The following is an 18,504-nucleotide window of genomic DNA, read 5'->3' as shown; positions in this document are numbered from 1 at the left end:
CGAGGAGACTCCGTGGCCACCGACGCACCGCCCCCCTCGAAAGAGCAACACAAGCTCCCCTCACCCGAGGAGTTCGCGGAGGTGCAGGAGAGCGCGGAGTTCGGTGAACTGCGCCGCTCCTACCGCTCCTTCGCCTTCCCGCTGACCGTCGGCTTCATCACCTGGTACCTGCTGTACGTCCTGCTCTCGAACTACGCGGGCGGCTTCATGGGCACCAAGCTGTTCGGCAACATCAACGTCGCCTTCGTCCTCGGCGTCGCCCAGTTCGTCACCACGTTCCTCATCGCCTGGTGGTACTCGCGGCACGCCGCCGCGAAGCTCGACCCCAAGGCCGAGGCCATCAAGACCCGGATGGAGAGCGGCGCATGAGCCCCGTACAGCAGACCCTCCTTGCCGCGAACGAGGCCAGCGAGCACCGCCCGCTGATCATCACCCTGTTCGCGCTGTTCGTCGTCGCGACCCTCGGCATCACCATCTGGGCGGGCCGCCAGACCAAGGACGCCGCCGACTTCTACGCCGGCGGCCGCCAGTTCAGCGCCTTCCAGAACGGCCTCGCCGTCTCCGGCGACTACATGTCCGCCGCGTCGTTCCTCGGCATCGCGGGCGCCATCGCCCTCTTCGGATACGACGGCTTCCTCTACTCCATCGGCTTCCTGGTCGCCTGGCTCGTCGCCCTGCTCCTGGTGGCCGAGCCGCTGCGCAACTCCGGCCGCTACACCATGGGCGACGTCCTCGCGTACCGCATGCGCCAGCGCCCGGTCCGCACCGCCGCCGGTACGTCCACGATCGTCGTGTCGATCTTCTACCTGCTGGCCCAGATGGCCGGCGCCGGCGTCCTCGTCTCGCTGCTGCTCGGCATCACCACCGACGCCGGCAAGATCCTCATCGTCGCCCTCGTCGGCATCCTGATGATCGTCTACGTCTCCATCGGCGGCATGAAGGGCACCACCTGGGTCCAGATGATCAAGGCCGTGCTGCTCATCGGCGGCACCATCCTGATCACCTTCCTGGTGCTGCTGAAGTTCAACTTCAACATCTCCGACCTGCTCGGCCAGGCCGCCGAGAACAGCGGCAAGGGCGCCGCCTTCCTGGAGCCCGGCCTGCAGTACGGCGCGACCGGCACCTCCAAGCTGGACTTCATCTCTCTCGGCATCGCCCTGGTCCTCGGCACCGCCGGCCTGCCGCACATCCTGATCCGCTTCTACACCGTGCCCGACGCCAAGGCCGCCCGGAAGTCCGTGAACTGGGCGATCGGCATCATCGGCGGCTTCTACCTGATGACCATCGCGCTCGGCTTCGGAGCCGCCGCGCTCATCTCCCAGGACGAGATCATCGCGTCCAACCCGTCCGGCAACACGGCGGCACCCCTGCTCGCCCTGCACCTCGGCGGCGTCGACTCGACCTGGGGCGCGATCCTGCTCGCCACGATCTCGGCGGTGGCCTTCGCGACCATCCTCGCCGTCGTCGCCGGCCTCACCCTCGCCTCCTCGTCCTCCTTCGCGCACGACATCTACGCCAACGTCATCCGCAAGGGGAAGGCCTCCGGCGCCGAGGAAGTGCGCGCCGCCCGCTGGGCGACCGTCTTCATCGGTGTCGTCTCCATCGGCCTCGGAGCCCTCGCCCGCGACCTGAACGTGGCCGGCCTGGTCGCACTCGCCTTCGCGGTCGCGGCCTCCGCCAACCTGCCGACCATCCTCTACAGCCTGTTCTGGAAGCGCTTCACCACCCAGGGCGCCCTGTGGTCGATCTACGGCGGTCTGATCGTCGCCGTGGGCCTGGTGCTGTTCTCGCCCGTCGTCTCCGGCGACCCCAAGGCGATGTTCCCCGAGGTCGACTTCGCCTGGTTCCCGCTGAAGAACCCGGGCATCATCTCCATCCCGTTCGGCTTCCTCATGGGCTGGCTCGGCACGGTCCTGTCCAAGGAGGAGCCCGACGCCAAGAAGTACGCGGAGCTGGAGGTCCGGTCCCTGACCGGCACCGGAGCCCACTGAGCACGACCCCTCCCGCGCGGCCGTGTCGTAGGAACCTCCAGGTCCCTGCGGCACGGCCGCGTCCCGCGTCGTGGGATCGGGCCTGTGGCGTTGTCGGTGGTGTCACGTAGGCTCGCGGTGTCGGACAAAACAGTGCCGCACGCACGATCCGCGACGAGGGAGGGGGCCCACGTGCTCATCGACACCTACGGCCGGGTGGCCACCGACCTGAGGGTCTCACTGACCGACCGGTGCAATCTGCGCTGTACGTACTGCATGCCCGAGGAGGGTCTGCAGTGGCTGGCCAAGCCGGACTTGCTCAGCGACGACGAGATCGTCCGCCTGATCGACATCGCCGTCACCTCCCTCGGCATCGAGGAAGTGCGCTTCACCGGCGGCGAGCCGCTGCTGCGCCCCGGCCTGGCCGGCATAGTCGAGCGCGTCGCCGCTCTGGACCCGCGCCCCCAGATGTCGCTGACCACCAACGGCATCGGCCTCAAGCGCACGGCGGCGGCCCTGAAGGCGGCGGGCCTGGACCGGGTCAACGTCTCCTTGGACACCCTGCGCCCGGAGGTCTTCAAGACCCTCACCCGCCGCGACCGCCACAAGGACGTCATCGAGGGCCTGTACGCCGCCCGTGACGCGGGCCTGACCCCGGTCAAGGTCAACTCGGTCCTGATGCCGGGCCTCAACGACGACGAGGCCCCCGAGCTCCTCGCCTGGGCCGTGGAGCACGACTACGAGCTGCGCTTCATCGAGCAGATGCCCCTGGACGCCCAGCACGGCTGGAAGCGCGACGGCATGATCACCGCCGGGGACATCCTGGCCTCCCTGCGCACCCGCTTCGAGCTGACCGCGGAGGGCGAGGAGAAGCGCGGCTCGGCCCCGGCGGAGCGCTGGCTGGTCGACGGCGGGCCGCACGTGGTCGGCGTCATCGCCTCCGTCACCCGCCCGTTCTGCTCGGCCTGCGACCGCACCCGACTCACCGCCGACGGTCAGGTCCGCACCTGCCTGTTCGCCCAGGAGGAGACCGACCTGCGCGCCGCCCTGCGCTCCGGCGCCCCCGACGAGGAGATCGCCCGCATCTGGCGCCTCGCGATGTGGGGCAAGAAGGCGGGAGCGGGCCTGGACGACCCGGCGTTCGTGCAGCCCGACCGGCCGATGTCGGCGATCGGCGGCTGACGGCCTAGCGGCTCTCTTCCCACTCCTTGAGCAGGACCACGTCCTTCAGGAACCCCCGCACTCCGAGGAACTGCGACAAGTGCTCGCGGTGCTCCTCACAGGCCAGCCACGTCTTGCGCCGCTCCGGCGTGTGGATCTTCGGGTTGTTCCACGCCAGGACCCACACGGCCTCGGCCCGGCAGCCCTTCGCGGAACAGATGGGCGTCTCGTCACTCACAGCTTCGTCTCACAGAAAAAGGCGACGCCGAGCAGCCACGGGGGGAGCTGCCCGGCGTCGGTCCGTCGCTCCGACGGGGGATGCGGAGCGCGTACGAAGTATGTCACGCATCACCCCGGGCCCGGCACTGGAACAACATGATTGATCTGAGCTTTTCTTGAGCTTGGCGGGAAGATGACTTCCCCTCCCGATCACCGGTGATCTCTCCCCGGCGTCCCTACCGCTCGGGCGTCTCGCCCCGCCCACCCGGCACCGGCTCGGACACTGCGTCTTCCGCGCCGGATTCCGCCGGCCCGTCACCCGGAGCCGACGGCGAGATCATCGGACGCACCGGCGGCGCCACGAACGTCGACGGCAGAGACGGCGCGTTCTCGCGCCCCGCGTTCGCGATCACCACGGCGACGTACGGCAGTACCAGACCGAGCACCAACGCCACGATGGCCACGTGCCGTTCGACGTTCCACAACGTGGCCGCGAGGATCACCGAGATCGTGCGGACCGTCATCGAGATCACGTACCGGCGCTGCCGCCCGCGTACGTCCTCGTGGAGTCCCGTCCGGGCGCCGGTGATCCGGAAAACCTGGACGTTGCCGCCGCCATGCTGCTTCCGCATCGCATTCCACCATCCGCCCGTATCGGACTCTCCCCGCCCCGTAGCCGCCCTCGGCCGGCCGGGGGACCTGGCCGGGACAGCTCCCACGTTACGCCGCGGCTGCGCCGGTCACGAGACCGGGTCGCGCACCGGCCGGACCAACGGCCTGCGCCGGAGCGCGTACGGCCCGTGTCGGCATGCGGCGTACGGCACGGGGGCCGACACTGGCCGTAGTGCTCACGTCGAGCCGCACGAGGAGGCAGCGATGGGCTGGTTGTGGGCGATCATCGTAGGACTGGTACTCGGTCTGATCGCCAAGGCGATCATTCCGGGCAAGCAACACGTTCCCCTGTGGCTGACCGTCATCCTGGGCATGATCGGTGCCATCGCCGGCAACGCCATCGCCCGGGCGGCCGGTGTCGACGCCACATCGGGGATCGACTGGTGGCGGCACGTCTTCCAGCTGGTGATGGCGATCATCCTCGTCGGTCTCGGCGACCGGGCCTGGACGGCGGCCAGGGGAGACAAACGCAGGGCATAACGGGGCGCACGGCGAAGGGGGCGGCCTCCGGCACCGGAGACCGCCCCCTTCGCCGTGCTCTCAGACGCCCGTGACCTCGACCGCCGCCAGGTTCTTCTTGCCCCGGCGCAGCACCAGCCAGCGGCCGTGCAGCAGGTCCTCCTTGGCGGGGACGGCGTCCTCGCCGGCGACCTTGACGTTGTTCACGTAGGCGCCGCCCTCCTTGACCGTGCGGCGCGCGGCCGACTTGCTGGCCACCAGACCGACCTCGGCGAACAGGTCCACGGCCGGGCCGAGCTCGGCGACCTGGACGTGCGGCACCTCCGAGAGGGCCGCGGCCAGCGTCCTCTCGTCGAGCTCCGCCAGCTCGCCCTGTCCGAAGAGGGCCTTGGACGCGGCGATCACGGCGGCCGTCTGACCGGCGCCGTGCACCAGCGTCGTCAGCTCCTCGGCCAGCGCGCGCTGCGCGGCCCGGGCCTGCGGACGCTCCTCGGTCTGCCGCTCCAGCTCCTCCAGCTCCGCACGGGAACGGAAGGACAGGATGCGCATGTACCGGGAGATGTCCCGGTCGTCCACGTTCAGCCAGAACTGGTAGAACGCGTACGGCGTCGTCATCTCCGGGTCGAGCCAGACGGCGCCGCCCTCGGTCTTGCCGAACTTGGTGCCGTCCGCCTTGGTCATCAGCGGCGTCGCCAGCGCGTGCGCGGTCGCGTCGGGCTCCAGGCGGTGGATCAGGTCCAGGCCCGCCGTGAGGTTGCCCCACTGGTCGCTGCCGCCCTGCTGCAGCGTGCAGCCGTAGCGCCGGTACAGCTGGAGGAAGTCCATGCCCTGCAGGAGCTGGTAGCTGAACTCCGTGTAGCTGATGCCCTCGGAGGACTCCAGGCGCCGGGCCACGGAGTCCTTCGTCAGCATCTTGTTGACGCGGAAGTGCTTGCCGATGTCCCGGAGGAACTCGATCGCGGAGAGGTTCTCCGTCCAGTCGAGGTTGTTGACCATGACGGCCGCGTTCTCGCCCTCGAAGTCCAGGAACGGCTCGATCTGGGCGCGCAGCTTGGCGACCCAGCCGGTGACCGTCTCCGGGTCGTTCAGCGTGCGCTCCGCGGTCGGGCGCGGGTCGCCGATCAGGCCCGTGGCACCGCCGACCAGCGCCAGCGGCCGGTGACCGGCCTGCTGGAGCCGGCGCACGGTGAGCACCTGCACCAGGTGTCCCACGTGCAGCGACGGCGCCGTCGGGTCGAAGCCGCAATAGAACGTGACGGGACCGTCCGCGAGCGCCTTGCGCAAAGCGTCCTCGTCAGTGGACAGGGCGAACAGCCCGCGCCACTTCAGCTCGTCGACGATGTCCGTCACGGTTCTCGCATCTCCTTGAATGGGCTCGTAATCAGGTACGAGGTTATACGCCCTGGCTGACAGAGCTCATATTGAAATCCGGCACCCGCAGGGCCGGCATCGCGGCCCTGGTGAACCAGTCGCTCCACTCCCTGGGCAACGTCTTCTCGGTCCGCCCCGCCTCGGTGGCCCGGCCGAGCACTCCGACCGGCGACTCGTTGAACCGGAAGTTGTTCACCTCGCCCGTCACCTCGCCGTTCTCGACGAGGTAGACGCCGTCCCGGGTGAGACCGGTGAGCAGCAGCGACGCCGGGTCGACCTCGCGGATGTACCACAGGCAGGTCAGCAGCAGCCCGCGCCCGGTGTTAGCGACCATCTCCTCCAGGGACCGGTCCTCGCCGCCGTCCAGGACGATGTTGTCGATCCCCGGCGCCACGGGCAGCCCGGTCAGGCCCGCGCTGTGCCTGCTGGTCGTCAGATGCCGCAGCTCGCCCTCGCGCATCCACTCGGTGGCCGCGAGCGGCAGCCCGTTGTCGAACACCGACTGATCACCCCCGGAGGAGTGCGCGATCACGAAGGGCGCCGACTCCAGGCCGGGCTCGTTCGGGTCGCTGCGCAGGGTCAGCGGCAGGTCGGTCAGCTTCTCGCCGACCCGGGTGCCGCCGCCCGGCTTGGAGAACACCGTGCGGCCCTCGACCGCGTCCCGGCCCGACGCCGACCACATCTGGTAGATCAGCAGGTCCGCCACGGCCGTCGGCGGCAACAGCGTCTCGTAGCGCCCGGCGGGCAGCTCCACGCGCCGCTCGGCCCACCCCAGGCGCACCGCCAGCTCCGCGTCCAGGGCCGCCGGATCGACGTCCTTGAAGTCCCGCGTGGAGCGCCCGGCCCATGCGGACCGGGTCCGGTCGGGGGACTTGGCGTTCAGCTCCAGCGTCCCGTTCGGCTGGTCGTGCCGCAGCCGCAGCCCCGTGGACGTGCCGACGTACGACGACACCATCTCGTGGTTGGCGAAGCCGTACAGCTCCCGGCCGCCCGCACGCGCGCGTGCGAAGGCCTCGCCGAGCGCCGGGGCGAAGTCGGCGAACACGGCGGACGAGGTCTCGGCGGGCGCCTCGGTGAACTCCGGCGACCGCTCCACGCCCGTGACCAGCGACTGCGCGTCCTCGGCGGGCCCGGCGCCGCGCGCGGCGGCCTCGGCGGCCCGCACCAGGGGCTCCAGCTCGTCGGGGGTCACCGCGGACCGCGACACGACCCCGGAGGCCGTGCCCTCCTTGCCGTCGACCGTGGCGACCACGGTGAGCGTGCGCCCGCGCGTGACACCGTTGGTGGTGAGCGTGTTGCCCGCCCAGCGCAGGTTGGCGGTGGACTGCTCGTCGGCGATGACGACACAGCCGTCCGCCCGGGACAGTTCGAGGGCGCGCTCGACGACCTCGTGCGGCTTGCTGGAACGCGCGCTCATCGACCGGCCTCCTGGGTCGTGTTGAGGATGTTGACGCCCTTGAAGAGGGCCGACGGGCAGCCGTGCGAGACGGCCGCGACCTGCCCCGGCTGGGCCTTGCCGCAGTTGAAGGCGCCGCCGAGCACATAGGTCTGCGGCCCGCCCACCGCGGACATCGAGCCCCAGAAGTCGGTGGTCGTCGCCTGGTAGGCGACATCGCGCAGCTGCCCGGCGAGCCGCCCGTTCTCGATGCGGTAGAAGCGCTGACCGGTGAACTGGAAGTTGTACCGCTGCATGTCGATCGACCAGGACCGGTCGCCGACCACGTAGATGCCGCGCTCCACACCCCCGATCAGATCCTCGGTCGACATCCCGGCCGGGTCCGGCCGCAGCGACACGTTGGCCATGCGCTGCACCGGCACGTGCCCGGGGGAGTCGGCGTAGGCGCAGCCGTTGGACCGCTCGAAGCCGGTGAGCTTCGCGATCCGCCGGTCCAGCTGGTAGCCGACGAGCGTGCCGTCCTTGACCAGGTCCCAGGACTGGCCCTCGACGCCCTCGTCGTCGTAGCCGATGGTGGCCAGGCCGTGCTCGGCGGTGCGGTCACCGGTGACGTTCATCAGCTCGGAGCCGTAGCGCAGCTTGCCCAGCTGGTCGAACGTCGCGAACGAGGTGCCGGCGTAGGCGGCCTCGTAGCCGAGCGCCCGGTCCAGTTCGGTGGCGTGCCCGATGGACTCGTGGATGGTCAGCCACAGGTTGGACGGGTCGACGACCAGGTCGTAGAGGCCCGCCTCGACGCTGGGGGCGCGCATCTTCTCGGCGAGCAGCTCCGGGATCCGCTCCAGCTCGCCCTCCCAGTCCCAGCCGGTGCCCCGCAGGTACTCCCAGCCGCGGCCCACCGGCGGCGCGAGGGTGCGCATCGAGTCGAACTCGCCGCTCGACTCGTCCACCGACACGGCGTTGAACACCGGGTGCAGCCGCACCCGCTGCTGCGTGGTCACCGTCCCCGCGGTGTCGGCGTAGAACTTGTTCTCGTGGACCGTGAGCAGGGAGGAGTCGACGTGGTCGACGCCGTCGGCCGCCAGCAGCCGCGCGCTCCACTCCGCGATCAGCCCGGCCTTCTCCTCGTCGGGCACGCTGAACGGATCGATCTCGTACGACGAGATCCACGTCTTCTCGGCGTGCACCGGCTCGCCGGCCAGCTCGACGCGCTCGTCCGAGCCGGCCGCCTTGATCACCTGGGCGGACAGCTTGGCCATCGCCACCGCCTGCCCGGCGACCCTGGCGGCGGCGTCCATGGTGAGGTCGACGCCGGACGCGAAGCCCCACGTACCGCCGTGCACCACCCGGACCGCGTACCCGAGGTCGGTGGTGTCCGACGACCCGGCGGGCTTGGCGTCCCGGAACCGCCAGGAGGCGCCCCGCACCCGCTCGAACCGGAAGTCCGCGTGCTCGGCGCCCAGCGCACGCGCGCGTGCGAGGGCCGCGTCGGCGAGGGCGCGTAGGGGGAGGGCCGTGAAGGCCTCGTCGATGGTATGAGGCACCGCCGTCTCTTTCTGTCGAGGTGACCGTGGTTGCCGTACGTCGTGACTGCTCCGATCATGTCGTCCATCCCGCGCGCGGGCCATGAGTTTCCGGAGCCGGGCCGGCGGGTTTCTGTAGGGACCCGACAGTGAGTCCCGTACGCCACTGTGGGTGCCCGATTGTCCGCGGGCGTGCCCGGACCGATAGGTTTTCGAAGAAGCCGCCTGTCATCACCGCCTGTCGTCCAGGCGGCCGGGCGGGTATCAGACCGCTATCGAAAGGGTGATCCGTTGAGCCGCTCGGTTCTCGTCACCGGAGGCAACCGGGGCATCGGCCTCGCCATCGCCCGCGCTTTCGCCGATGCCGGCGACAAGGTCGCCATCACGTACCGCTCGGGTGAGCCGCCGGCCGCCCTGACCGAATTGGGCTGCCTGGCCGTCAAGTGCGACATCACCGACGCCGAGCAGGTGGAGCAGGCCTACAAGGAGATCGAGGAGGCCCACGGCCCCGTCGAGGTCCTCGTCGCCAACGCCGGCATCACCAAGGACCAGCTCCTGATGCGCATGTCCGAGGAGGACTTCACCTCGGTCATCGACACCAACCTCACCGGCACCTTCCGCGTCGTCAAGCGCGCCAACCGCGGCATGCTGCGCGCCAAGAAGGGCCGCGTGGTGCTCATCTCGTCGGTCGTCGGTCTGTACGGCGGCCCCGGCCAGTCGAACTACGCCGCCTCCAAGGCCGCCCTGGTCGGCTTCGCGCGCTCCCTCGCCCGTGAGCTGGGCTCGCGCAACCTCACCTTCAACGTCGTCGCGCCCGGCTTCGTCGACACGGACATGACCAAGGCGCTCACCGACGAGCAGCGCGAGAACATCGTGAAGCAGGTCCCGCTCGGCCGGTACGCGCAGCCGGAGGAGATCGCCGCGACGGTGCGGTTCCTCGCCTCGGACGACGCCTCGTACATCACTGGAGCCGTCATCCCCGTTGACGGCGGACTGGGAATGGGTCACTGATCACCATGAGCGGAATTCTCGAGGGCAAGCGCATCCTGATCACGGGTGTGCTGACGGAGTCCTCCATCGCCTTCCACACCGCCAAGCTGGCCCAGGAGCAGGGCGCCGAGATCATCCTCACGGCGTTCCCGCGGCCCACGCTGACCGAGCGCATCGCCAAGAAGCTGCCCAAGCCCACCAAGGTCATCGAGCTCGACGTGACGAACGACGAGCACCTCGGCCGGCTCGCGGACATCGTCGGCGAGGAGCTCGGCGGCCTCGACGGCGTCGTGCACTCCATCGGTTTCGCCCCGCAGGACGCCCTCGGCGGCAACTTCCTCAACACGCCGTTCGAGTCGGTCGCCACGGCCATGCACGTCTCGGCGTACTCCCTGAAGTCGCTCACCATGGCCTGCCTGCCGCTGATGCAGAACGGCGGCTCCGTCGTCGGTCTGACGTTCGACGCGCAGTTCGCCTGGCCGCAGTACGACTGGATGGGCCCGGCCAAGGCCGCCCTGGAGGCGACCAGCCGTTACATGGCCCGCGACCTGGGCAAGCAGAACATCCGCTGCAACCTGGTCTCGGCCGGTCCGCTCGGCTCCATGGCCGCCAAGTCCATCCCGGGCTTCAGCGAGCTGGCCTCCGTGTGGGACGACCGCTCCCCGCTGGAGTGGGACCTGAAGGACCCCGAGCCGGCCGGCCGCGGCGTCGTCGCGCTGCTGAGCGACTGGTTCCCCAAGACCACGGGCGAGATCATCCACGTCGACGGCGGTCTGCACGCCATCGGAGCCTGATCTCCCGTACGTCCTCGACGCCCCGTTCCCCGCAGCGCGCGGGGAGCGGGGCGTCACCCGTTCGGCTCAGCCGGCCGGGCGGGGGAGGCCCGCGACAGGGCACTCTGGAGTACGCGAACTGGGCATCCAGGAGTACGCGTTCACCACCCGAGCCCCTCCCCAGCACGGCCGAGGAGGTCCCCTTGTGCGCTTGTCCCGCCGAACGGCCTCAGCGTCCCTCGCCGTCGCGCTCGTGCTGACCCTGGCGTACGAGGCGGTGCCCCACGCGCGCGTTCCCGCCGATGAGCGGGAGTCCGCCGATGAGCGGGAGTCCGCCGACCCCTTCGGCGCCGCGTGCCGGATCCGCGTGAACGGCTCCAAGGTGACCGCGTACTGCCACAACCCCTACCCGGAGACCGACCGGGTGAGCCTGCACGTCGAGTGCACCCGCTGGTGGGACATCGACACCGACAGCTCACCGGTCGCGGCCGGGCCCGCGCAGACCGTGCGGCTGACGGGGCGGTGCTGGAAAGAGATCGGCGAGGTGTGGATCAGCCACCGGCGGGAGAGCTGAGCCGGCGGGCTGTGTCAGTCACCGGTGGGAGGGCCGAGCTGAGCGCGGTGGGTGGTGTCAGTCACCGGTGGGGGAGGTGACGCCGCCCAGCCGGCACAGGAACGGGTAGCGGGCCGCCTCCGCCGCGGCCGTGTCCGCCTCGCCCGCGCGAATGGCCTCCAGCAGCCGCCCGTGGTCCATGTACGTCTCCGGCGTCAGCTTCTCGCCGACGTCCTCGCGCAGCCAGTCCCGCAGCACCTCGCCCAGATCCGCGTACATGGCCGTCATCACGTCGTTGTGGGAGGCGGACACGACGGCCAGGTGGAAGGTCGCGTCCGCGGTCACGAACGCCTCCTTGTCGCCCGACTCCCAGGCCTCCTCCCGCCGCAGCAGCAGCGCGTCGAGCTGTTTGAGGTCCTTCTCCGTGCGCCGCTCGGCGGCCAGCCGGGCGGCGGCCGACTCCAGCGTGGAGCGCAGCTCGGCGATGTGCCGGGGGTCGGCCTCGGCGAACCGCCGCTGCATCACGCCGGCCAGCTCACTCGTCGCCACGACGTACGTGCCGGAGCCCTGGCGGATGTCCAGCAGGCCGTTGTGCGACAGGGCGCGGACGGCCTCACGGACCGTGTTGCGGGCGACGCCCAGCTGCTCGACCAGTTCCGGCTCGGTCGGGATGCGGGAGCCGACCGGCCACTCGCCCGACGTGATCTGGGCCCGCAGGGCGGCGATGACCTGCTCGGAGAGCGCCGAACGGCGGGGATGGCTCAGGGGCATGGCTCACCTTCGCACGACCAGGGGGCCGCAGGGCAGCGGAGGAGTGGACAGTCAATCATCCCATGATTCTATGATGGGCCGCATGGCTAGTGAGGAAACCCGGACGATGACGCCCCCGACCGGACGCAGCGCGGCCGCGCACGACGCGGGGAAACCGGGCGGCGCCGCCACGCGCGCGTGGACGGTGCGGCTGCTCGTCCTCGGCATCGTGCTGTCCGCGCTCAACCTCCGCCCCGCCATCACCAGCCTCGGCGCCCTCCTGGAGGAGGTCCGCGACGGGCTCGGCATGAGCGGCAGCGTCGCCGGGCTGCTCACCTCCGTGCCGCCGCTGTGCTTCGCCGTCTTCGGGGTCATGGCACCGCGGCTCGCCCGCCGCTTCGGGGCCGGTGCCGTGGTGTGCGCCGGCATGGCCGCGATCGCCACCGGCCTGCTCGTCCGTCCCTACGCCGGCGGCACGGCCGGCTTCCTGGCCGGCAGCGCCCTGGCCCTCATGGGCATCGCCGTCAGCAACGTCCTGATGCCGGTCATCGTCAAGCACTGGTTCCCCGACCGCGTGGGTTCCATGACCGGCCTGTACTCGATGGCCCTCGCCCTCGGAACGGCCCTCGCGGCCGCGGTGACGGTCCCCCTGACCGACACCCTCGGCGGCAGCTGGCAGACGGGCCTGGCCCTGTGGGCGGGGCTCGCCGTCGCGGCCGTCCTGCCGTGGCTGCCCTTCGTCCGGGGACGCGCCACACCGCCCGGGGCGGGGGAGGAGGCCGCCGGGGCGACGCAGACGCCGGGCCCGGTGTCTCCTTCCGCTTCCGCGGAGCACGCGCGCGTGGAGGCGCCCCGGCTGCGCATGACCCGCAGCCGCACCGCCTGGGCCCTGGCCGTCTTCTTCGGCCTCCAGGCCACCGCCGCCTACATCACCATGGGCTGGATGGCGCAGATCTTCCGGGACGCCGGTGTCCCCGCCGGCACCGCGGGGCTGCTCCTCGCGGTCACCATGGTGATGGGCGTGCCCCTGGCCCTCGTCATACCCCGCCTGGCCACCCGGCTGCCCCACCAGGGCCCGATCGTGCTCGCCCTGGGCGTCTGCGGCCTCGCCGGCTACGCCGGGCTGTACCTGGCGCCCGCCGCCGGCGCCTGGGCCTGGGCGGTGCTGCTCGGCGTCGCCAACTGCGCCTTCCCGCTCGCCCTGACCATGGTCGGCATGCGGGCCAGGACCGGCCAAGGCGTGGCCCGGCTGTCGGCGTTCGCGCAGAGCACCGGCTACCTGATCTCCATCCCCGGACCGCTCCTGGTGGGCGTCCTCTACCAGCACAGCGGCGGCTGGGGCCTCCCGATCGCGCTGATGAGCGCCCTGATGATCCCGCAGATGGTCGTCGGCTTCCTGGCCGGGCGCGACCGCACGGTGGAGGACGAGGCGGCCCGCTGAGCACGCCCCGGGACCGGGGGTCACCCCCGGGCACCGGGCGGCCTCGGGGGGTGGGACACTTGCCCCATGCCAGTGCTCGACCCGAATCCCCAGCACGGTCAGAAGAAGATGCTGCTCGTCTTCGGCGCCTTCTTCGCGATCTTCATCGTCATCGCCGTCATCGCGACCATCGCCTCGCCATGACCCGCGCTCGCGCGGCCCGTGGTGGGGTTAGCCCCCCTGTCCCCTAGGGGGTGAGGGTCAGGGTCAAGTGGGTGGATCACCGGATGGGGCGGCAGCCGCGCATTCCGTAGCTTGGATTGTGTGACCGCGGGACGGTCACCGACCACTCGGAGAGCGGAGGCACCATGTCGGCCCCTACGCACACCCGGCCCCACCCGGCGACCCGGGCCGGTGCCGCCGGCCGGCTGCCCTGGTGGGCTCTCGCCCTGCCCGTGCTCGCCTTCACCGCGCTGCTCGCCCTGATCCTGAACCCGTCCGACGCCCACGCCGCCACCGGTGACCCGGCGATCACCCACCTCTTCGAGCGCGTGCACCAGCTGATCGCCCGCTGACCACGGCCGAAGCCCGTGGTCAACTCCCTGCGCCCCGTGGCGTGTTTCATGCGAAGCTGGATCTCATGAGCGTCGCAGAACCCCGAAGGATTGTCCTCTTCCGCCATGCGAAAGCCGACTGGCCACAGGTCACGGATCACGAGCGTCCGCTCGCCGACCGGGGCCGAATGGACGCGGCGGAGGCCGGGCGCAGGCTGACCGACACCGGTATCGCCTTCGACCTGGCCCTGTGCTCCACCGCGGTCCGGACCCGGGAGACCTGGAAGCTCGCCGTCCAGGAGTTCCCGCAGCGGCCGAAAACCGTCTACGAGGAGCGGGTCTACGAGGCCTCGCCCGGCGAGCTGATCGCCCTGCTCAACGAGACCCCCGACGACGCGCAGAACGTCCTCATGATCGGGCACAACCCCGGCATCCAGGGCCTCGCCGACGTCCTGGCGGGCTCCGGCGAGGACGACGCCCGGGAGCGGATGACCCGCCGCGGCTTCCCGGCCGCCGCCTTCGCCGTACTGTCGTTCGGCGGCACGTGGAAGAGCCTGGAGCCGGGCGTGGCCACGCTGCGGGACTACTGGGCGCCGGCCGAGTGACGATCCCCGCGTGACAGGGGCCCGGCGCCGGTGCGGCGCCGGGCCCCTCTCTGGTCGGGTCGGCCGATGTCGTGCCGGGTCAGCCGTCCCTGTCTGGTCGGGTCGGCCGATGTCGTGCCGGGTCAGCCGATGTCGAGGATGTCCGCCGCCTCGACCTCTTCCCGCGTGACGCCCAGCAGATACAGGACCGTGTCCAGGAAGGGGAAGTTCACCGCGGCGTGCGCGGCCTCGCGCACCACCGGCTTGGCGTTGAAGGCGACACCGAGACCGGCGGCGTTCAGCATGTCCAGGTCGTTGGCACCGTCACCGATCGCCACCGTCTGCGACAGCGGCACGCCCGCCTCCGCGGCGAACCGGCGCAGCAGCCGCGCCTTGCCCGCCCGGTCGACGATCTCGCCGGTGACCTTGCCCGTCAGCCTGCCGTCGACGATCTCCAGGGTGTTGGCATGGGCGAAGTCCAGCCCGAGCCGCTCCTTCAGATCGTCCGTGACCTGGGTGAATCCGCCCGAGACGACGCCGACTTGGTAGCCGAGCCGCTTGAGCGTACGGATCAGGGTGCGGGCGCCCGGCGTCAGCCGCACCTCGCTGCGCACCTTGTCCACGACCGAGGCGTCCAGCCCCTCCAGCAGTGCCACGCGCGCGTGCAGGGACTGCTCGAAGTCCAGCTCCCCGCGCATCGCGGCCGCCGTCACCTCGGCGACCTTGTCCTCGCAGCCGGCGTGGGCGGCGAACAGCTCGATGACCTCGTCCTGGATCAGCGTCGAGTCGACGTCCATGACGACCAGGCGCTGCGCGCGCCGGTACAGACCGGCGGCGACGACCGCCACGTCGATCCCGAGCCGCGCCGCGTCCGTCACCAGGGCGGTGCGCAGCGGTTCGGTCTCCACGCCGGAGACGGCGAACTCGACGGCGGTCACGGGGTACTTGGCGAGCCGGAAGATACGGTCGATGTTGCCGCCGGTCTTCGTGATCCGCGCGGCGATGGCGGCCGTGGCCTCGGCGGTGAGCGGATGCCCGAGCACGGTGACCAGGGACCGGCCCAGCCCGCGCGGGCGGTTGTCGCCCAGGCCGGAGATGATCTCCGCCTGCATCTTCATCGACTCGGCCCAGCTGTGGACGGTCGACCGCAGATCTCCCTCCAGCCCGGGAGGCGGCTCGGTCACGAGCGCGCAGAGCACCATCCGGCCGCGGGTGACGACCTGCTCGATGTCGACGACGTCGACGGAGTAGGCGGCGAGGGTGTCGAAGAGACCGGCGGTGATGCCCGGCCTGTCCTTGCCGAAGATCTTCACAAGGAGGGTGGGGACGTCGGCAGGGACGTCGGAAGACGAGGTCTGCGAAGCGCTCATGGTGGTTCCACCGTATCCGGCGGGCAGGGCATACCGCCCCTGAGGTCCGTCTGGCGGACAGCGAACACTGCATGTCGCGTCGGCGGCGTGAACCTTTCGTGCCGATGCCGATGCCGATGCCGATGCCGATCCTGATGACGATGACGGTGCCGGCACGACGTCCGGTCCTTCGCCGGTCACCTCCCGCCGCGTGGTTGCCGCGGCGGCGGGGGAGGCGGAGGAGGAGGGGGCGGTCCGGTCCCGTTCCTCGGCCCGGGCGACTGCCGGGGGCCACGCGGGGGCGGCCCGACCTGCCGTACGACGGTGGGGGCGCCGTAGACGTCGCCGGGGGCGGGGGGCCCGTCGTCCGCCGGTGTGCCGTCCTCGGCCCCGGGAGCGGCATCGCCGTGCGGTTCCGCCTCCGGAGGGGGTGCGTCCCGCGGCTCGCGGAGCTCGTCCGGCACCCGGAGGTACGGATTGGTCCCCGGGTTCGGCGGCCGGTACGGCGTACCCGGGGCGTAGGGCCCGGCTTCCTGGCCAGGCACCCCACCACGGACTCCGGGCTGCCCGCCAGGGGCGTCGTCCGCGGGTCGCCGTGTGCCGGCGCCGGCGTCGTCGCGCTGCCGCGGTCCGAGGCCGTCGCCGGCGTCGCCCTCGGGTCGTGCTGCGCCTGCCCCGGGCCAGGTCTGCGCAGAGCCCTGGTGGTGTCGTCCCGCGGGCTCTGTGCCGCCCCGGGCCCCGGCTTGCCCAGTACCGGCGTCGCCCTCAGGCCGCCTTGCGCCGACGCCCGTGCCGTCCCGCTCCGGGCCGAGGCCGGCGTTCGTAACGCCCCCGGGCTGCCCTGGCCCGGGCCAGGCTTGCCCGGGGCCTTGGTGGTGTCCCACGGGCGTTGGGCCGCCCCCGGCCTGGGCTTGCCCAGTAACGGCGTCGTCCTCAGGTCGCCCTGCGCCGCCCCGGGGCCAGCCCTGCCCGCCTCCGTCGTCGTCCCCCGGCCGCACCCCACCGGCCCCCGTCCAGGCCTGCCCGGCACCCCCGTCGTACCGCCCCGGTCCCTGCCCCTCCTCGGCGTAGTCCCCCGGCCGCACCTCGCCGGCCCCCGGCCGGCCTTGCCCCTCGCCCCCGCCGTACCCCGTCGGCCCCCCACCACCCCAGGGCGCCGCCTGTCGGGCGCCAGCCCCGTACTCGGCATGCCTGCTCCCCGCTCCGGGCCCCGTCCCACGCCCGCCCCACCCGCCGCCCGGCCGGGACTCTGCCCTGCCGGCCAGGCCCTCGCCCCGAGCCCATGCCGTCGCCCGGCGCCCCGCCGCGCCGCACGCCCACGCGAGCAGCGCCCCCACGGCCCCGGCCCCCGCGCCCCACACCGCGCCCAGCAGCAGGGCCAAGCCCAGCGGGCCGTGGAGTTCGATGCCGCCGCCGAAGGCGTCGAAGCCGAGCACGGACAGGGAGGCGGTCACGGAGACGTCCGTCAGCCAGGCGAGCAACGGCAGGGCGAGGGCCGTCGCGACCCCCAGTCGCAGCGCGCACCACCCCGCGAAACGCAGCGCGCCGGGCCCTTCCCCGGCCGGCGTCCGTACTCCCGTCAACACACCGGCCAGCAGCATCGTCAACGCCGCCGCCACCGCCAGCAGCCACACCCGGCCGTCCAGCTCGGCGAGCCGGCTCAGCGTCACCGGCTGTTCGGACCCGGCACCGAGCAGGTCGTCCAGCGGGTCCGGCAGGAAGCGGATCAGTTCGCCCGTAGCGCGTCCGTCCCACGGCACGAACAGGCCGAGCGGGATGCCCAGCCACACCCCGTTCGGCGCCCCGAGCAGCGCCGCTCCGGCGATGCGCTCGGGACGGTCGTCGCCGATCGCCGCGTACGCCGCCGCGGCGAAGCCCGCCGCGACCGCCACCAGCAGCACGGTCACCACGGCCGACACGGCCGGCCGCACGACGCGGTGCACGGCCTCCCAGCCCGGCGGCAGCGGCGTACGGCGCGAGGCCAGCAGGGCGACGAGGAGGACCCCGGCCGACCAGCCGAACCCGCCGAGCAGCGTCGGTGCGGTGTCGACCGTGAAGCCGACAGCGGCCTGCGCGTCGACCAGATCGCCGAGCCGGTCCGGCAGCAGCCCCCCGACGTCCCCGAGCCCCGGGATCTCGACGCCCCCGCTCCCGCCGGTCACGTCGTCGAGCCCCAGCGAACCGCCGTCGATGGTGATGACGTCGTGGCCCGCCCACGCCAGACCGCCCAGCATCGCCACGAACAACGCCACCACCGCGCCCGCCCGCGCCAGCAGTTCGGCCCGTGAGATCACAACTCCCGCCGCCCGCAAGGACCGCAGGAAGAACCAGGACAGCAGCACCGCCCCGACCAGGCTCACCCCCAGTGGCGTGATCTCGATGGCCGTGTCCGCCTCCGCGCCCGTGATACCGAACGCCGACACCTCACCGGACGGCGTGACCGAACCACCCGCCCCGAGGGCCACCACCGCCGCGGTCATCGGCCCCAAGGAGCCCGCCGTGTCCGCCTCCAGCAGCCGCAGACCCAGCGCGGCGGTCCCCGCCATCCCGATCAACGCCCAGCTCACGGCGGCCACGGCGGACATCAGCACGTCCCCCCACGGCACGCGCGCGTCGTCCCTCGCCGTCCCGGCCCCTGCGGCAGCACTCATGGCAGACCCCCCGATCCGCTGCGCGACGGGAACACCACGCATGTCCCCCTCGCGTCGAAATACCACTCTCCGGCCCGGTTTCAACCCCGTCAACGGAATCGGCCGATGCGGC

18 protein-coding genes and 1 pseudogene are annotated in these 18,504 nt (G+C 71.8%); 11 read left to right on the top strand and 8 right to left on the bottom strand.

Translation table 11 applies throughout. The annotated features are described in order from the left end of the window. Window positions 1-12: 12 nt before the first annotated feature. The 3 genes from RFN52_RS08830 (at window position 13) to moaA (ending at window position 3,152) form a co-directional block, all read left to right on the top strand. Window positions 13-369 (top strand): DUF485 domain-containing protein, encoded by a 357-nt coding sequence (locus RFN52_RS08830; RefSeq protein WP_033310948.1) that lies wholly within the window; start codon window positions 13-15, stop codon window positions 367-369. Beyond that, a complete protein-coding gene (locus tag RFN52_RS08825) occupies window positions 366-1,991 on the top strand; it encodes a monocarboxylic acid transporter (RefSeq protein WP_184844670.1) in 1,626 nt (541 codons plus the stop codon). The genes RFN52_RS08830 and RFN52_RS08825 overlap by 4 nt, the downstream gene beginning before the upstream one ends. A gap of 171 nt (window positions 1,992-2,162) precedes the next feature. Then, complete coding sequence (gene moaA, locus RFN52_RS08820; RefSeq protein WP_229856197.1) at window positions 2,163-3,152, top strand: GTP 3',8-cyclase MoaA; 990 nt, start codon at window positions 2,163-2,165, stop codon at window positions 3,150-3,152. Between the two features lie 4 nt (window positions 3,153-3,156). On the opposite strand, the gene RFN52_RS08815 is transcribed toward moaA, so the two are convergent. Further along, window positions 3,157-3,369, bottom strand: coding sequence for a hypothetical protein (locus RFN52_RS08815; protein ID WP_184844667.1), 213 nt, complete (start codon window positions 3,367-3,369; stop codon window positions 3,157-3,159). Window positions 3,370-3,586: 217 nt separating this feature from the next. Beyond that, window positions 3,587-3,982, bottom strand: a complete 396-nt coding sequence (locus RFN52_RS08810) for a DUF3099 domain-containing protein (protein WP_184844664.1) — start codon at window positions 3,980-3,982, stop codon at window positions 3,587-3,589. Window positions 3,983-4,226: 244 nt separating this feature from the next. On the opposite strand from RFN52_RS08810, the gene RFN52_RS08805 reads away from it, so the two are divergent. Then, window positions 4,227-4,502 (top strand): GlsB/YeaQ/YmgE family stress response membrane protein, encoded by a 276-nt coding sequence (locus RFN52_RS08805; RefSeq protein WP_184844661.1) that lies wholly within the window; start codon window positions 4,227-4,229, stop codon window positions 4,500-4,502. A gap of 60 nt (window positions 4,503-4,562) precedes the next feature. On the opposite strand, the gene tyrS is transcribed toward RFN52_RS08805, so the two are convergent. Genes tyrS through RFN52_RS08790 form a run of 3 tightly spaced genes read right to left on the bottom strand, consistent with a single transcriptional unit; the run spans window position 4,563 to window position 8,789 of the window. Next, on the bottom strand, window positions 4,563-5,831 hold the full coding sequence (gene tyrS, locus RFN52_RS08800) for a tyrosine--tRNA ligase (protein ID WP_184844658.1): 1,269 nt from the start codon (window positions 5,829-5,831) through the stop codon (window positions 4,563-4,565). A 43-nt stretch (window positions 5,832-5,874) separates the two neighbouring features. Then, on the bottom strand, window positions 5,875-7,269 hold the full coding sequence (locus tag RFN52_RS08795; RefSeq protein ID WP_184844655.1) for a metallopeptidase TldD-related protein: 1,395 nt from the start codon (window positions 7,267-7,269) through the stop codon (window positions 5,875-5,877). Continuing rightward, a complete protein-coding gene (locus RFN52_RS08790; RefSeq protein WP_184844652.1) occupies window positions 7,266-8,789 on the bottom strand; it encodes a TldD/PmbA family protein in 1,524 nt (507 codons plus the stop codon). Before RFN52_RS08790 ends, RFN52_RS08795 begins: the two co-directional genes overlap by 4 nt. 270 nt (window positions 8,790-9,059) lie before the next feature. Here RFN52_RS08790 and fabG point away from each other — a divergent pair, with 270 nt between their 5' ends. The 3 genes from fabG (at window position 9,060) to RFN52_RS08775 (ending at window position 11,105) form a co-directional block, all read left to right on the top strand. Further along, a complete protein-coding gene (gene fabG, locus RFN52_RS08785) occupies window positions 9,060-9,779 on the top strand; it encodes a 3-oxoacyl-[acyl-carrier-protein] reductase (RefSeq protein ID WP_031104169.1) in 720 nt (239 codons plus the stop codon). Between the two features lie 5 nt (window positions 9,780-9,784). After that, window positions 9,785-10,552 carry an enoyl-ACP reductase FabI gene (fabI, locus tag RFN52_RS08780; protein WP_030852333.1) on the top strand — a complete coding sequence of 256 codons (768 nt, stop codon included), beginning with the start codon at window positions 9,785-9,787 and terminating at the stop codon, window positions 10,550-10,552. Window positions 10,553-10,736: 184 nt separating this feature from the next. Further along, window positions 10,737-11,105: a hypothetical protein gene (locus RFN52_RS08775; RefSeq protein ID WP_184844649.1), complete on the top strand. Its 369-nt coding sequence runs from the start codon at window positions 10,737-10,739 to the stop codon at window positions 11,103-11,105. A 57-nt stretch (window positions 11,106-11,162) separates the two neighbouring features. Here the strand turns inward: RFN52_RS08775 and RFN52_RS08770 are convergent, their stop codons facing one another. Then, a complete protein-coding gene (locus RFN52_RS08770) occupies window positions 11,163-11,855 on the bottom strand; it encodes a FadR/GntR family transcriptional regulator (protein ID WP_142164766.1) in 693 nt (230 codons plus the stop codon). A 70-nt stretch (window positions 11,856-11,925) separates the two neighbouring features. Here RFN52_RS08770 and RFN52_RS08765 point away from each other — a divergent pair, with 70 nt between their 5' ends. The 4 genes from RFN52_RS08765 to RFN52_RS08750 all read left to right on the top strand — a co-directional run bounded on the left by RFN52_RS08765 (window position 11,926) and on the right by RFN52_RS08750 (window position 14,413). Further along, window positions 11,926-13,275, top strand: a complete 1,350-nt coding sequence (locus RFN52_RS08765) for a CynX/NimT family MFS transporter (RefSeq protein ID WP_184844646.1) — start codon at window positions 11,926-11,928, stop codon at window positions 13,273-13,275. Between the two features lie 66 nt (window positions 13,276-13,341). Next, window positions 13,342-13,458, top strand: coding sequence for an SGM_5486 family transporter-associated protein (locus tag RFN52_RS08760; RefSeq protein ID WP_097215821.1), 117 nt, complete (start codon window positions 13,342-13,344; stop codon window positions 13,456-13,458). Between the two features lie 164 nt (window positions 13,459-13,622). Further along, window positions 13,623-13,829: a hypothetical protein gene (locus tag RFN52_RS08755; RefSeq protein WP_062931376.1), complete on the top strand. Its 207-nt coding sequence runs from the start codon at window positions 13,623-13,625 to the stop codon at window positions 13,827-13,829. A 65-nt stretch (window positions 13,830-13,894) separates the two neighbouring features. Further along, a complete protein-coding gene (locus tag RFN52_RS08750) occupies window positions 13,895-14,413 on the top strand; it encodes a SixA phosphatase family protein (protein WP_184844643.1) in 519 nt (172 codons plus the stop codon). A 122-nt stretch (window positions 14,414-14,535) separates the two neighbouring features. Here RFN52_RS08750 and serB read toward each other — a convergent pair whose 3' ends face one another. Both serB and RFN52_RS08740 read right to left on the bottom strand, forming a co-directional pair. Further along, entirely contained in the window at window positions 14,536-15,762 is a 1,227-nt protein-coding gene (gene serB, locus RFN52_RS08745; RefSeq protein ID WP_184844640.1) for a phosphoserine phosphatase SerB, read from the bottom strand. Between the two features lie 1,073 nt (window positions 15,763-16,835). Beyond that, a pseudogene (locus RFN52_RS08740) lies at window positions 16,836-18,392 on the bottom strand (streptophobe family protein); the annotation flags it as partial. Window positions 18,393-18,504 lie beyond the last annotated feature (112 nt).

Source organism: Streptomyces collinus (assembly GCF_031348265.1).
GTDB classification, from domain to species: Bacteria; Actinomycetota; Actinomycetes; order Streptomycetales; family Streptomycetaceae; genus Streptomyces; species Streptomyces collinus.
This window is presented reverse-complemented; position numbering and strand designations above follow the sequence as displayed.

What these genes read in the sequence shown, in the direction of transcription:
- RFN52_RS08810 (WP_184844664.1), bottom strand. Translation starts at nt 3,982, where the DNA reads ATGCGGAAGCAGCATGGCGGCGGCAACGTCCAGGTTTTCCGGATCACC.
- RFN52_RS08770 (WP_142164766.1), bottom strand. Translation starts at nt 11,855, where the DNA reads ATGCCCCTGAGCCATCCCCGCCGTTCGGCGCTCTCCGAGCAGGTCATC.
- RFN52_RS08750 (WP_184844643.1), top strand. Translation starts at nt 13,895, where the DNA reads ATGAGCGTCGCAGAACCCCGAAGGATTGTCCTCTTCCGCCATGCGAAA.
- RFN52_RS08765 (WP_184844646.1), top strand. Translation starts at nt 11,926, where the DNA reads ATGATGGGCCGCATGGCTAGTGAGGAAACCCGGACGATGACGCCCCCG.
- fabI (WP_030852333.1), top strand. Translation starts at nt 9,785, where the DNA reads ATGAGCGGAATTCTCGAGGGCAAGCGCATCCTGATCACGGGTGTGCTG.
- RFN52_RS08760 (WP_097215821.1), top strand. Translation starts at nt 13,342, where the DNA reads ATGCCAGTGCTCGACCCGAATCCCCAGCACGGTCAGAAGAAGATGCTG.
- RFN52_RS08795 (WP_184844655.1), bottom strand. Translation starts at nt 7,269, where the DNA reads ATGAGCGCGCGTTCCAGCAAGCCGCACGAGGTCGTCGAGCGCGCCCTC.
- RFN52_RS08825 (WP_184844670.1), top strand. Translation starts at nt 366, where the DNA reads ATGAGCCCCGTACAGCAGACCCTCCTTGCCGCGAACGAGGCCAGCGAG.
- RFN52_RS08805 (WP_184844661.1), top strand. Translation starts at nt 4,227, where the DNA reads ATGGGCTGGTTGTGGGCGATCATCGTAGGACTGGTACTCGGTCTGATC.
- RFN52_RS08755 (WP_062931376.1), top strand. Translation starts at nt 13,623, where the DNA reads ATGTCGGCCCCTACGCACACCCGGCCCCACCCGGCGACCCGGGCCGGT.
- serB (WP_184844640.1), bottom strand. Translation starts at nt 15,762, where the DNA reads ATGAGCGCTTCGCAGACCTCGTCTTCCGACGTCCCTGCCGACGTCCCC.